Here is a 13552-nt window from a genome sequence, read left to right on the forward strand (position 1 = left end):
TTCAGACGATCTGCGTCGCGCCTCCGGACACGACGATCCCGCCGCGGGGAGGGATGGTCACGGTGAGCAGGCTCGGTCGGCGCACATGGGCTCCCTGATGGATTCGCACGGTCGTCTCCGGGTGGCCGAGCGCGCGCAGGTAGGCCCCGGTGGATGCCGCGGCCGAGCCGGTCGCCGGGTCTTCGGTGATGCGACCGACCGGGAAGAGGTTCCGGGCGTCGAAGTCGGCGGGGCCGACGGAATGCAGCACGGTGATGGTGCCGAGCCAGCCGTTCTCTCGCATGAGCGCGGCCACCTCGTCGGGGGAGAAGCGGAACTGGTCGAACAGCTCGCGGTCGTCGACGACCAGGATCGGATGCCAGTTCCCGGCGAACGCCTCCCTCGCAGGGAAGCGGTCGTCGAGGTCTGACCCGGTGAGGCCGAGCATTCCGAGCAGGCGCTCGAGCACGTCGGGGTCGAGGTCGCGCACCTGGGGTTCGACGCTGGTGAACGACACGGTCACACCGCTGTGCGCGTCCACGACCGACCGCAGCGTCACGGCACCCGCGTTCGTGTCGAACACCACCTCGCCCGGTCCGTCACGCTCCGCGAGGGCGACAGCCGTCGCCACCGTCGCGTGTCCGCAGAACGGCACCTCCGCCGCGGGCGAGAAGTAGCGTGCCCGATATCGCGGCACACCGGACTCGTCCGTGCGACCGACGAGGAACGCGGTCTCTGAGAATCCGACGTCCGCGGCGATCTGCTGCATCCGCTCTTCCGTCATGCCGCCGGCATCGAGCACGACTCCCGCGGGGTTGCCGCCCTCCGGAGTCGCGGCGAAGGCGCTGTATCGCAGGACACTCAGATCATCGGTCATGACGAGGAGCCTAGCGATGCCTCGGGGTCACGAGTTCACGCGGATGATCTCCTGCTGGTAGGGCGCGATGACCTCGCCCGAGATCCGGAGGTCGAGCAGCAGGAAGCGCCGTGTCGCGGCATCCTCCTGCGCCCACGTGCCGAGCCGCTCGAGGTCGGCGAGGGACGTGACGACGACGCCCTCTGCGCCGACCGCAGCACCGAACGCCGCGAAGTCGACCTCGGGGATCAGCATCGGACCTTCGGCGAGTCCCTTCAGCCCGTAGAGGTTGACCTCGGCGCCGTAGGCGGCGTCGTTCCAGATCACGGCGATGCCGCGTCCCGCTGCCGCGCGGACGGCGGACTCGAGGTCGGCGATCGCCATGAGCCCGCCTCCGTCGCCCGAGGTGAGGACGACCGTCGAATCCCGGCGGGCGAGAGCCGCACCGACGACGCTCGGCCAGCCCTGGCCGATCGACTGGAAGGCGGTGCCGACCATCATCATCCGATCGGGTGCCTCGACCGGCCAGTACATGTTCGCCCAGCCGATGAAGTGACCGCCGTCCGAGACGACGACCCGGTCTGCGGGCAGCAGCTCGGCGATGCGGCGCGCGGCCGAGCGGGGGTCGAGACGGCCGTCGGGGGCGAGTTCGTCTCCCTCGTCGTAGGCTCGGGCGGCCGCGACATCGACGGTCTCGCGCCACGGCTGCCCGGGCACGGCGTCGGATGCCGGCGTCGACGCGCCGCGCATGATCGCCGTCGTCTCGGCGGGGCGGGCCGCTGCTCCCCAGTCGTGCTCGACTGCGGGGCTGAGAGCGGAGCCGAGCGAGCCGACCCTGGCGACCAGCGCCTCCGCGGCGAGACGCGCGTCGGCACGAACGAAGCCGCCGACGTGCGGGTGCGTGGCCGCCGGCGCGATGTCGACCTGGAAGACCCTGGTGCCGGGCGCGAAGAGTTCACCGAACCGCATCGTGAACTGGTTCAGTGACGCGCCGAAGACGACGGCGACGTCTGCCGTGCGCACGAGCTCCATCGCGCCGTCCGCGCCGAATCCACCCGTGACTCCGAGGTCGTACTGCGTCTCGGGAAAGACGCCGCGACCGAGAGCGGACGAGGCGGTCAGTGCGCCGGTCAGCGCCGCCAGTTCGCCGAGCGCCGAGCCGGCTCCGGCCAACCAGGCGCCGCGGCCGGCGAGCAGGAACGGGCGCGATGCGCCGCGCAGCGCCTCGGCGATATCGTCGAGCGTGCCCTCGGCGAACTCCCCGCGCGGAGCGAGCGGCGCCGGGATGCCGGGCGCGGGCGCCTCCGGCACAGGGCCGGCCTCGAGCGATGCGACGTCGTAGGGGATGGCGAGGACGACGGGCACGCGGTAGGTCAGGGCGTGCTCGATCGCGATGACGGTGGTCGCTGCGGCATCGGCACGCCCGACCGTATAGGTGCGGGCACCGACGGCGGATGCCAGGGCGATCTGGTCGACATCCCACGGGCGAGGGCCGGAGGTCGGCTCGTCGCCCACCACGAGCACGAGCGGCACGTGGGCCTGCACGGCCTCGGCGAGGGCCGTGAGGGTGTTGGTGAAGCCTGCGCCGTAGGTCGAGGTGCCGGCGGCGATCCGCCCGGAGGCGCGGAAGTGCGCGTCGGCGGCGACCACGGCGCCCTGCTCGTGGCGGACGGCCGTGAAGACCGCGTCCGTCCGGGTCTCGATCGCGTCGAGGAAGTAGGCGTTGCCGTTGCCCATCACGCCGAAGACGGCGTCGATGTGCTGAGCGAGAGTGAGTGCGACGTGCGCGGAGACGGAGGGCATGCGAAAGCCTTTCGAGACAGGGACGGAGAACATTCGTATTCCGTATGTGTCTCGCCCCCGCGTCTTCGTGGGGAGCTTCGTGCCTCTTTTTCAGGCACCGGCGTCAGAGAGCGCCGGACAGGTAGATCCTATCGCTCCCGGGCCGACGCGGCGCCGACTTGCGCGCGTAACACCGCCGAAACCGCGACGCGGAAACATGCCGTCATGGAGTCACTGTTCGACGGATACACCTCGCGCCGGTCGCCGCGCCGAGCAGGCGCCGCACCGTGGGACGAGATGTTCCCCTCAGACGCGCCATCCGGCGGCGAGGGCGTGCGCCTGCCCTACCAGGACATGTATCCGGCGCTCGCGGCCATGGACGACGCAGAGCTGAGGGCTCGCACCGACGCCCTCGCCAGCTCGTATCTCGCACAGGGAGTCACGTTCGATTTCGCCGGGGAGGAGCGTCCGTTCCCGCTCGATGTGGTTCCGCGCGTTGTCGCCGCCGATGACTGGCGCTATGTCGAGTCGGGGGTGAAGCAGCGCGTGCGGGCTCTCGAGGCATTCCTCGCCGATGTCTACGGTCCGCAGCTCGCGGTGCAGGACGGTGTGATCCCCGCGTCGCTGATCAGCTCGTCCGCTCACTTCCACCGTCAGGCGGCCGGCATCGTCGGGGCGAACGGGGTGCGCATCCATGTCGCCGGCATCGATGTCATCCGTGACGAGCGCGGAGCCTGGCGTGTGCTCGAAGACAACGTGCGCGTGCCGAGCGGTGTGAGCTATGTGCTGGCGAATCGCCGCGTGATGGCGCAGACGCTCCCCGAGCTGTTCACCAGTCTCAGAGTCCGCCCGGTCGTCGACTACCCGAGCCGCCTCCTGCAGGCGCTGCGTGCCGCCGCGCCTGACGGCGTCGATGATCCGACCGTCGTGGTGTTGACCCCCGGCGTGCACAATTCCGCGTACTACGAGCACACCCTGCTCGCGCGGATGATGGGCATCGAGCTCGTCGAGGGGCGCGACCTGTTCTGCTCGGGCGGGCGGGTGTGGATGCACACCACCTCCGGCCCCACGCGGGTGGACGTGATCTACCGACGGGTCGACGACGAGTTCCTCGACCCGCAGAGCTTCCGCCCCGATTCCGTGCTGGGCGCCCCCGGGCTGATGCTCGCTGCTCGCCTCGGCAATGTCACGCTCGCCAACGCCGTGGGCAACGGCGTGGCCGACGACAAGCTGGTCTACACGTACGTCCCCGACCTGATCCGCTACTACCTGGGCGAGGAGCCGGTGATCCCGAACGTCGACACCTGGCGGCTCGAGGATCCGGGTGCGCTCGAGGAGGTGCTCGACAGGCTCGACGAGCTGGTGGTGAAGCCGGTCGACGGCTCGGGAGGAAAGGGGCTGGTCGTCGGGCCCGATGCGTCGCGCGAGACGTTGGAGGCTCTGCGCAAGTCGTTGCGGGCCGACCCTCGGGGGTGGATCGCCCAGCCGGTCGTGCAGCTGTCGACCATTCCCACACTCGTGGAAGACGGATTCCGCCCGCGGCACGTCGATCTGCGTCCCTTCGCCGTCAACGACGGGCACGACATCTGGGTGCTGCCCGGCGGTCTCACCAGGGTCGCTCTGCCCGAGGGACAGCTCGTCGTGAACTCCAGCCAGGGTGGCGGCTCGAAGGACACCTGGGTGCTGGACCCTTCGCTGTTCACCGGGCCGACGACGACCGTGGAGGGCGACCCCGATGCGGCGGCGGACGAGGTGTCGCTCGCCACCGGGGCGATCGCCGTCGTGGCGCCGGCGCGCGAAGAACCGCACCCGCCGTTCCTGTCATCGCCGCAGGACGAGGACCTCGAGCTGCGCCATCACCAGCAGCAGCAGCAACAGCAGCAACAGCAGCGGGGAGGAACAGGATGCTGAGCCGCATCGCCGAGGCGCTGTTCTGGATCGGCCGCTACGTCGAGCGGGCCGATGGCACCGCGCGCATCCTCGACGTGCACCTGCAGCTGCTGCTCGAAGACCCGTGGGTCGAGGAGGACACGGCCTGCCGTGCGCTGCTCTCGGTGATGGGCACCACAGCGGATGCCGACACCGTGCTGAGTCGTGACGACGTGGTGCGGCTTCTCGCGCTCGACCGCGAGCACTCGGCGTCGATCGCCCACTCGATCGCATCCGCCAGGGAGAACGCCCGGCGCGCCAGGGAGATCATCTCGACCGACCTCTGGGAGACGCTCAACGAGTCGAATGCGCGCATGCCACGTCGTATCGCCTCGGACAAGACGCATCCGTTCTTCCGCTGGGTGCGCGACCGCTCGGCGCTGGCCTTCGGCGTCGTCGACTCCTCGACGAGCCGTGACGAGGCATGGCACTTCTTCGTTCTCGGCCGGTCGATCGAGCGCGCCGACATGACCGCGCGTCTGCTGGCGACGCGCTCGCTGACCGAGGCCGGTGGGCCGAGCTGGACGACGCTGCTGCGCAGCTGCGGCGCATACGAAGCCCACCTGCGCAGCCACCGAGCGGTGCCGACAGGCGCGTCGGCAGTGGAGTTCCTGCTGATCGACCGCCTGTTCCCCCGATCGGTGCTCTCGAGCATCCTGCAGGCCGAGGAATGCCTGCGCGGCATCGATCCGGCCGGCGCATTCGGCGTGCCCGACCGGGCTCATCGCGTGCTCGGTCGCATGCGGTCGGAGCTGGAGTACCGACCGATCGGCGACACCGTGCATCGTCTGTCGGAGAGCATGGAGGAGGTCCAGGTGGGGATGTCAGTGGCGAGTGACGCGATCAGGGAGCGGTACTTCCCGTCGATCGCGATGCCGGTGTGGATCGGAGAGGCGCTGTGAGCCGCCTCAAGATCGTGCATCGCACCGGCTTCCGCTACGAGCAGCCGGCGACGGCGTCGTACAACGAGGCGCGCATGCTGCCGCACTCCCGAGAGGGGCAGTTCGTGCTGCAGGCGACGCTCGACATCTCGCCGACGGCCACCCAGCACTCGTACTCCGACTACTGGGACACGCGGGTCTCGACTTTCGAGCTGCTGACCCCTCATCAGGTGCTCTCGGTCACCGCGACGAGCGTGGTCGACGTCAGGCCGCTCCCGACGGCGACCGCCGGAATCGACTGGGACGAGCTCGAATCCCGGATCCCGCAGTCGCTCGCTCTGGCCGAGTGCGTCGCGCAGACTCCCGCCACCGCCCCGGATGACGAGATGCGCGATCTCGCCCTGCACTTCGAAGCGGAGGGCGGCGGAGTGGACGAGACCGCCCTCGACATCTGCCGCGCGGTCGGGGAGGCGATGGAGTACCGCAGCGGCGTCACCGGCGTGAGCTCGACGGCTCGTGACGCCTGGCCTGCGCGATCAGGGGTCTGCCAGGACATCGCTCACGTGGCTCTCGGGGTGCTGCGCGCCGCGGGGATTCCGGCACGCTATGTGTCGGGATACCTGCACCCCGACCCGACGGCCGCGATCGGGCAGGCCGTGACGGGGGAATCGCACGCCTGGGTGGAGTGGTACTCCGGGGAGTGGCGCGGATACGACCCCACCAACCTCGTCGACATCGGCGAATCCCATGTCTATGTCGGCCACGGCCGCGACTATGCCGATGTGGCTCCGCTCCGCGGGGTGTATGCCGGACCCAGCGCGTCGGAGCTGTTCGTCTCGGTGGAGATCACGCGCCTCGGCTGAGGCGACTGCATGGCCTGACGACGCACGGCAGTGGGGAAGAATGAGACGATGACGGATGCATCGATCGAGCGCGAGACGCTCACCTGGGACGGCTTCGGATCCGCGACGCGAGATCTCGCGCGCAGCATCCTCGAGAGCGGCTTCGTGCCCGAGGTCGTGGTGGCCATCGCCCGCGGTGGTCTGCTTCCCGCCGGCGCCATCGCGTACGGCCTGGGTGTCAAGAACTGCGGCGCGATCAACGTCGAGTTCTACACCGGCATCGGCACCGTGCTCGATGCCCCGGAGGTGCTGCCGCCCGAACTCGACATGGCCTATCTCGACGGTCGTCGCGTGCTCCTCGTCGACGACGTCGCCGACTCGGGCCGGACGCTCGCGCTCGCGGTGCAGCTGCTGAAGGACAAGGGCGCCGACGTGCGCTCGGTGACGATCTACACGAAGCCGTCGACCATCATCCAGCCCGACTACGCGTGGAAGGACACCGATCTGTGGATCAACTTCCCCTGGTCGTTCCAGGGCACGGTGCGTGAAGAGGATCTCGGGCTCGCGCCGTCGGCCTGACCTCGTCTCAGCCGCGCTGCAGTGCGCGAAGAGTCTGGATCGTGTCGGCGTCTGCGACGCTCTTGTCGGGGCGGTAGGCCTTGACGCGTGCGAAGCGCAGCGCGATGCCACCGGGGTAGCGCGGAGAGCGCTGCACCCCGTCGATCGCGATCTCGACCACGAACTCGGGGCGCAGGAACACGGTCGACTGCGTGCGTCGTGTCTCGAACGACGGGAACTGCTCGGTCTGCCAGCGCAGCAGCTCGTCGGTCAGACCTTTGAACGTCTTTCCGACCATCACGAGTCCGCCCGGCTCGCCGAACTCTCCGTTCGGATCGAGAGCGCCGAGATGGAGATTCGACAGCCACCCCTGTCGTCGACCCGAGCCCCACTCGGCTGCGAGCACGACGAGGTCATAGGTGAGCACGGGCTTGACCTTGACCCAGGACTTGCCGCGCCTGCCCGCCGCATAGGGCGCATCGACGCCCTTGACGACGACGCCCTCGTGCCCGGCCGCCAGCGCCTCTCGTGACAGCTGCTCGGCAGCAGCCGGGTCGTCGGTGACGACCCCCGGCATGCGCCACTCGCCGACGGTCTTCTCGAGTTCGGCCAGCCGGATCGAGAGCGGTTCGTCGAGCAGATCGCGTCCGTCGATGTGCAGGATGTCGAAGAACCAGGGGCGCAGCACGAGCTCGCGCGACACGTCGGCCCCGAACCGTGACATCGTCTCCTGGAACGGCCGCGGACCGCCGTCCTCATCGAGCGACAGCGTTTCGCCATCGAGGATCAGGTCGTGGGCGGGAAGGCCTCGCACGATCTCGACGATCTCGGGCACGCGGTGGGTGATGTCGGCCAGGCTGCGGGTGTACACGCTCACGTCGTCTCCACGGCGATGCACCTGGATGCGTGCTCCGTCGAGCTTGTATTCGACGGATGCCCTGCCCGTGACCTCGAGAGCCGCAGTCGGAGTCGCCGCGGTCGAGGCCAGCATCGGCAGCACGGCACGGCCGACCACGAGGCCGACCGCGTCGAGCTCGGCCGCGGTGCCTGTGAGGGCGATGACCGCCGTGTCACCCAGGTCGCCGGACAGCATCGCTGCTCGTCGCACGGATGCCGCAGGGCGATCCGAGGCGCGAGCGATCGCATCGAGCAGCACGCCGCCGAGCGCACCGGTGCGCAGCTCGCCGAGCATCGCGCGCGACAGGAAATCCCATTCGGTGGCCGTGGCGCGGCCGGCGAGAGCGGAGAGCAGATCTGTCCGGGCGGCCGCAGACCCCGAGCCCGAAGCGCCGACCAGCGCTTCGAACGCCGCGTCGACGTCACCGAGCGACAGGGACGGCTCGTCGGCGTGCATCACCTCGAGGGCGGAGATCCCGCGCCAGCCCACACCCAGGCGTCCCTGACGCGGCGTCGCGAGGAGCAGCCCGACGAGGGTGGGGACGTCGTCCGCGTCCGCGCGCGCGAGCAACCGCGAGAGTGCATCGACCTTGGCGAGACGCGATGCGGTGGCGGTGACCTCTTCAGCGGTGGAGACGAGCTCCGAGAGCAACATGGATGCAGTCTGTCACCGGCATCCGACATCGGCGAAGCCCTTGCCTTCGCCCTCTCCGTCGCAGTAGAGCAGCGACAGCTCAGCGCCCGTGGAACTCAGGCTTCCGCTTCTCCTGGAAGGCGGCGAAGCCCTCGCGGTAGTCATCGGTGTCGCACAGCGCCGCCTGAGCGGTGTTCTCGACCTCGATCGATTCCCACAGCGCCAGCCTCTCGTCGCGGATGCGCGAGACGAGCTGCTTGCTCGCGAGGAACGCGGCGGTGGCACCGCGCGCGGCGGTCGCGGCGGCATCCGTCGTCGTCTGCAGGACCTCGTCGTCGGGGAGCACACGTGAGAAGAGACCCGAGGCCACGGCCTCGGTGCCGCTCATCAGGCGCCCCGTGTAGATGAGGTCGAGCGTCTTGTGCGCGCCGAGGCGGTCGACGAACAGGGCGTGTCCGCCCGAGTCGAGCGTGGCGCCCAGCGCTGCGAACGGCGAGCCGATCTTCGCCGACTCCGCGACGTAGACGACGTCCGTGGCGATCAGCAGTCCCAGCCCGACGCCCAGGCATGCACCGTGGGCGGCCGCGAACGTCGGCGCGGGAAAGCGCGCCATCCGCTGCAGCAGCGGAGTCACGAGCCCGCCGAGGTAGCCCATCACGTCGTCGTCGCGCGGGTCGACCGCCGAGATGTCGCGTCCGGCGCAGAACGCGCGCCCCTCGCCCCGGAGCACGAGTGCGCGCACTCCCGCCGCGTCGGCCTCGTCGTATGCACGGCCGAGATCGCGCAGCGCCTGCGCGTCGAGGGAGTTCAGCGTGGACGGTGCATTCAGCACGACCGTCGCGACGTCTTCGGAGATGGTGAGATCGATCATCGGATGCTCCTCAGACGTCGTAGTCGACCACGACGCGGTCGCTCGTCGGGTGGGACTGGCAGGTCAGCACATAGCCGCGGTCCAGCTCGTCGGGCTCGAGCGCATAGTTCTCCGTCATCGTCACGCTGCCCTCGATGACCCTGGCGCGGCACGTGCCGCACACGCCGCCGGCGCACGCGAACGGGGCGTCCGGCCGCACCCGCAGAGCCGCGTTCAGCACCGACTCGTGCGCGTCGACGGGGCTCTCGACGGTCGACGAGACGCCGTCGAGGTTCACCTCGATGCGTATCGTCTTCGCGCCCGCCCGCACCTCGACCGGGCGCGCGGCGCGCACAGGTTCGTCGCCGGTGGTGAAGAGCTCGAACCGGATGTGCTCCCGCGGCACGCCGACGTCGGCGAGCACCTCGCGGCACAGGTCGACGAGCGAGAGAGGACCGCAGAGGAACCACTCGTCGACGTCGCTCGGGTCGATGAGCATCCTCAGGATGGTGCGCAGCTTCTCCTCGTCGATCCGCCCCGACAGCACGGGAGCCGTGCGCTGCTCACGGGACAGCACATGGTGCAGCGTCACTCGCGTCGGATACCGGTCCTTGAGGTCGGCGAGGTCCTCGAGGAACATCACGTCGAGTGTCGACCGGTTCGTGTAGAGCAGTGTGAAGCGCGACGAGTCCGAGCGCGTCAGCACGGTGTGTGCGAGCGCCATCAGCGGGGTGATGCCCGAGCCCGCGGCGATGCCGACGACGTGGCGATGATCGAGATCGTCGAGCCCCGAGGTGAATGTGCCCTGCGGACTCATCACGTCGATCTCGAACCCGGCGTTCAACCCGGTCTGGGCCCACGTGGAGAAGAGGCCGCCCTCGTCGCGCTTCACCGCGACACTCAGCCGGGTGGGCGCGCCCGCCGCGATCTGCTCGGCCGTGCGATGCTCGGGCGCGCGGCACAGCGAATACGATCGGCGCACCTCGGTGCCGTCGAGGGTGGTGCGCAGCGCCACGTACTGGCCCGGCAGGTGGTCGTAGTCGTCGGCGAGCTCGGCGGGAACCGTGAAGGAGACCTCGACCGAGTCCTCGGTGAGCGGCCTCACCTCGTCGACCACGAGAGTGTGGAACCGCGCGCGCTTCTTCGCTGTCGATGCGGAGGGCGAATGAACGGATGTCGGTGCGACGGCACCGGACGGGGCGAACAGCGACATCAGTGCACCTTGAAGTGGTCGAAGGGTTCGAGGCATGCGCGGCACTCGAACAGTGCCTTGCATGAGGTGGAACCGAAGCGAGAGACCTCGCGGGTGTCGAGCGAGCCGCACCGCGGGCAGCGCACGCTGATCGCGAGGCGGATCGGGCCGGACGACAGCGCGGAGCGCCCCGAAGGAGGCGCGATGCCGTACTGAGAGAGCTTCTGCTTGCCGGCATCCGACATCCAGTCCGTCGTCCACGCGGGGGAGAGCACGAGACGCACCTCGACCTGCGAGTAACCGGCAGCGGTGAGGGCCAGGATGACATCGTCGCGAATCGTGTCCATCGCCGGGCACCCGCTGTAGGTGGGGGTGATGTCGACACGCACGACGTCGCCGTCGACCGTGACGGCGCGGAGCACTCCGAGGTCTTCGATCGTGAGCACGGGGACTTCGGGGTCCGCCACGGCGGCGGCGATCCGCCAGGCGTCGGTCTGCAGCGTGTCGGTCACCATGACGCCCCCGGATGACGTCGCGCGAGAACCTGCATCTCGGCGAGCAGATGGCCCATCGGGGTCGCGTGCGCACCTCGGCGCCCTCCCGCTGACGATGCCGCCACTGAGGGCGCGGTCAACTCCGCCTCTGTGAAGACGGTGTCGACGACCGCGTCGAAACCGGCGCGAAGGGTGGACGGGCGCACGGCGGCATCGCCGAGACGGTCGATCAGTGGCTCATCGCGGAAGAGCTCGTCGACGTACGGCCAGACGTCGCCGAGCGCGCGCACCATCCGCTGCCGCGATTCGTCGGTGCCTCCGGCGAGGCGCAGCACCCACTGCACCGAGTGGTCGCGGTGGTAGTCGACCTCTTTGAGCGACTTCTCGGCGATCGCCGCGAACGTCTCGTCTGTGCTGGCCCTCAGCCCGGAGTAAAGCTCGAACATGTAGGTCGACACGACGAACTGACGTCCGATCGTCTGCGCGAAGTCGCCGTTGGGCTGCTCGACGATCCAGGCGCTGCGGAACTCCGGCTCGTCGCGGAAGTACGCGAGGTCGTCTTCGGAGCGTCCGTCGTAGGAACCGGCGAAGTGCAGGAACGAGCGGGCATGACCGAGCAGATCGAGGGCGATGTTGCCGAGCGCGACATCCTCTTCGAGTTCGGGCGCGCGGGAGATCCATTCGCCGAGCTGCTGCGAGAGGATCAGGGCGTCGTCGCCCAACCACAGCGCGTACTCGGCGATGTCGGCGGATGCCGCCGCGGAGCCGGTTCCCGTGAGCTCCTCGCTCAGTCGCAGCTCGTCGACCGAGACATCCCCGTGCATGTCTCCATGGACGTCCGTGCGGATGTCGTTCACAGGTGCGGCACCCCCTCGGAGGCCGTGTAATAGACGGCGTGCCGGTAGTTCTTGCCCGCGGGGCTCTCGAAGTAGGCGCCCTTGGCGTCGGGGTCGCTCGTGGTGATCGCGTCGGCGGGCACGGCCCAGATCGACACGCCCTCGCCACGGCGCGTGTAGAGGTCTCGGGCATTGCGGATCGCCATGTCGGCATCCGGGGCGTGCAGCGATCCGACGTGCACGTGGCTCAGGCCGCGATTCGCACGGACGAAGATCTCCCATAGGGGCCAGGGTTCGCGCTCGTCGGCACCGGGCGTCGCCATCACGCCGCCGCCTTCGTCTTCAGCGCCTGCTTGCGGGCGTACTCGGCTGCGGCCTCGCGCACCCACGCACCCTCCTCGTGCGCCGTGCGGCGACGTTCGAGACGCTCGGCGTTGCAGGGGCCGTTGCCGCGCAGCACCTCGAAGAACTCGTCCCAGTCGATCTCGCCGATCACGTACTGGCCCGTCTCGTCGTCGAAGCGCAGATCGGGGTCGGGCAGGGTGACGCCCAGGATCTCGGCCTGCGGCACCAGCATCCCGACGAAGCGCTGGCGCAGCTCGTCGTTGGTGAAGCGCTTGATCTTCCACTTCATCGACTGGGCCGAGTTCGGCGACTGGTCGTCGGGCGGGCCGAACATCGCCAGGCTCGGCCAGTACCAGCGGTTCACGGCGTCCTGCGCCATCTGCTTCTGCTCGTCGGTTCCCTGCATCAGCGAGAGCAGGATCTCGAAACCCTGACGCTGGTGGAACGACTCCTCCTTGCACACGCGCACCATGGCACGGCCGTAGGGGCCGTAGGAGGCGCGGCACAGCGGCACCTGATTGCAGATCGCGGCGCCGTCGACGAGCCACCCGATAGCGCCCATATCGGCCCAGGTGGGGGTGGGGTAGTTGAAGATCGAGGAGTACTTGGCCTTGCCGCTGATGAGCTGGTGCATCATCTCGTCGCGGGTGATGCCGAGGGTCTGCGCCGCCGAGTAGAGGTACAGGCCGTGGCCCGCCTCGTCCTGCACCTTGGCCATCAGGATCGCCTTGCGCTTGAGGCTCGGCGCCCGGGTGATCCAGTTCCCCTCGGGCTGCATGCCGATGATCTCGGAGTGCGCGTGCTGCGAGATCTGACGGATCAGCGTCTTGCGGTAGGCGTCGGGCATCCAGTCGCGCGGCTCGATGCGCTGCTCGTTCGCGATGAGCTCGTCGAACAGGCGCTCGTCGTCTGAGAGCTCGCCATCGACGAGGGAGAGATCTGCGGGGCTTGTCATCATCGACTCCTCGGTATCCGATCCGCTTTACTGACCGGTCGTTAGGTAATTCTGACATGCCGGTCCGCCGTGCGCAAGAAGCGGCGCTCAGCGCGAGCGGGAGACCAGGTCGAGAAGGGCGAGCCCGTAGGCCTCCGAGGGGTCCGGATGCTCGAAACGCAGCGTCTCGCCGGCGATCTCGACATCGACGACGAAGGCGTCGGGAAGGCGGGTGAGCGCCCGGAACGTGCCCCGCAGCAGTTCGCGAAGCTGATCCTCGCGGGGCAGCCACACCGCGTCCGCGAGGGTGACCGCGTCGAGCGCCCACTCTGTGGTGCCGTTGAAGGCGAGGTCGGTGCCGCTCGGAGTCTGCCTCGCCTCGATCGTCATCGCGCTGACCGTGAAGACGTCGGCCTCGGCTTCGAGCTCGACATCGTTCGGGAGGTCGAGCTGAAAGCGATCGCCCTCGGAGGGATGCCACACGAGCCCGGCATCGCGCAGGGATACGGCCAGTTCTCGGGTGATCATCGTTCCACGCTAGAC

General features: G+C 69.2%; 14 protein-coding genes. 4 read left to right on the forward strand and 10 right to left on the reverse strand.

Annotated features, from left to right (window positions below; genetic code table 11):
* Position 1: 1 nt before the first annotated feature.
* Both RU09_RS08225 and RU09_RS08230 read right to left on the reverse strand, forming a co-directional pair.
* Positions 2-856, reverse strand: coding sequence for a PhzF family phenazine biosynthesis protein (locus tag RU09_RS08225; RefSeq protein WP_042539364.1), 855 nt, complete (start codon positions 854-856; stop codon positions 2-4).
* Positions 857-883: 27 nt separating this feature from the next.
* Positions 884-2638, reverse strand: coding sequence for a thiamine pyrophosphate-binding protein (locus RU09_RS08230; protein WP_042539367.1), 1755 nt, complete (start codon positions 2636-2638; stop codon positions 884-886).
* A gap of 204 nt (positions 2639-2842) precedes the next feature.
* Here RU09_RS08230 and RU09_RS08235 point away from each other — a divergent pair, with 204 nt between their 5' ends.
* Genes RU09_RS08235 through RU09_RS08250 form a run of 4 tightly spaced genes read left to right on the forward strand, consistent with a single transcriptional unit; the run spans position 2843 to position 6848 of the window.
* Positions 2843-4528, forward strand: a complete 1686-nt coding sequence (locus tag RU09_RS08235) for a circularly permuted type 2 ATP-grasp protein (protein WP_042539369.1) — start codon at positions 2843-2845, stop codon at positions 4526-4528.
* On the forward strand, positions 4522-5448 hold the full coding sequence (locus RU09_RS08240; RefSeq protein WP_042539371.1) for an alpha-E domain-containing protein: 927 nt from the start codon (positions 4522-4524) through the stop codon (positions 5446-5448). Before RU09_RS08235 ends, RU09_RS08240 begins: the two co-directional genes overlap by 7 nt.
* Positions 5445-6290, forward strand: coding sequence for a transglutaminase family protein (locus RU09_RS08245; RefSeq protein WP_042539373.1), 846 nt, complete (start codon positions 5445-5447; stop codon positions 6288-6290). The genes RU09_RS08240 and RU09_RS08245 overlap by 4 nt, the downstream gene beginning before the upstream one ends.
* 48 nt (positions 6291-6338) lie before the next feature.
* Positions 6339-6848, forward strand: coding sequence for a phosphoribosyltransferase (locus RU09_RS08250; RefSeq protein WP_042539374.1), 510 nt, complete (start codon positions 6339-6341; stop codon positions 6846-6848).
* A gap of 7 nt (positions 6849-6855) precedes the next feature.
* Here RU09_RS08250 and RU09_RS08255 read toward each other — a convergent pair whose 3' ends face one another.
* The 8 genes from RU09_RS08255 to RU09_RS08290 all read right to left on the reverse strand — a co-directional run bounded on the left by RU09_RS08255 (position 6856) and on the right by RU09_RS08290 (position 13537).
* Positions 6856-8379, reverse strand: a complete 1524-nt coding sequence (locus RU09_RS08255) for an ATP-dependent DNA ligase (RefSeq protein WP_042539376.1) — start codon at positions 8377-8379, stop codon at positions 6856-6858.
* A 79-nt stretch (positions 8380-8458) separates the two neighbouring features.
* Positions 8459-9229 carry an enoyl-CoA hydratase/isomerase family protein gene (locus RU09_RS08260; RefSeq protein ID WP_042539378.1) on the reverse strand — a complete coding sequence of 257 codons (771 nt, stop codon included), beginning with the start codon at positions 9227-9229 and terminating at the stop codon, positions 8459-8461.
* Positions 9230-9239: 10 nt separating this feature from the next.
* Complete coding sequence (gene paaE, locus RU09_RS08265) at positions 9240-10421, reverse strand: 1,2-phenylacetyl-CoA epoxidase subunit PaaE (protein ID WP_042539380.1); 1182 nt, start codon at positions 10419-10421, stop codon at positions 9240-9242.
* Positions 10421-10915: a 1,2-phenylacetyl-CoA epoxidase subunit PaaD gene (gene paaD, locus RU09_RS08270; RefSeq protein WP_042539382.1), complete on the reverse strand. Its 495-nt coding sequence runs from the start codon at positions 10913-10915 to the stop codon at positions 10421-10423. The genes paaE and paaD overlap by 1 nt, the downstream gene beginning before the upstream one ends.
* On the reverse strand, positions 10909-11718 hold the full coding sequence (gene paaC, locus RU09_RS08275; RefSeq protein ID WP_042539475.1) for a 1,2-phenylacetyl-CoA epoxidase subunit PaaC: 810 nt from the start codon (positions 11716-11718) through the stop codon (positions 10909-10911). Before paaC ends, paaD begins: the two co-directional genes overlap by 7 nt.
* A gap of 29 nt (positions 11719-11747) precedes the next feature.
* Complete coding sequence (gene paaB, locus RU09_RS08280) at positions 11748-12053, reverse strand: 1,2-phenylacetyl-CoA epoxidase subunit PaaB (RefSeq protein WP_042539384.1); 306 nt, start codon at positions 12051-12053, stop codon at positions 11748-11750.
* Positions 12053-13030 (reverse strand): 1,2-phenylacetyl-CoA epoxidase subunit PaaA, encoded by a 978-nt coding sequence (paaA, locus tag RU09_RS08285; RefSeq protein WP_042539386.1) that lies wholly within the window; start codon positions 13028-13030, stop codon positions 12053-12055. Before paaA ends, paaB begins: the two co-directional genes overlap by 1 nt.
* An 87-nt stretch (positions 13031-13117) precedes the next feature.
* A complete protein-coding gene (locus tag RU09_RS08290; protein WP_042539388.1) occupies positions 13118-13537 on the reverse strand; it encodes a hypothetical protein in 420 nt (139 codons plus the stop codon).
* Between the last annotated feature and the right edge of the window lie 15 nt (positions 13538-13552).

The sequence above is a fragment of the Microbacterium sp. MEJ108Y genome, assembly GCF_000834175.1.
Lineage (GTDB): Bacteria > Actinomycetota > Actinomycetes > Actinomycetales > Microbacteriaceae > Microbacterium > Microbacterium forte.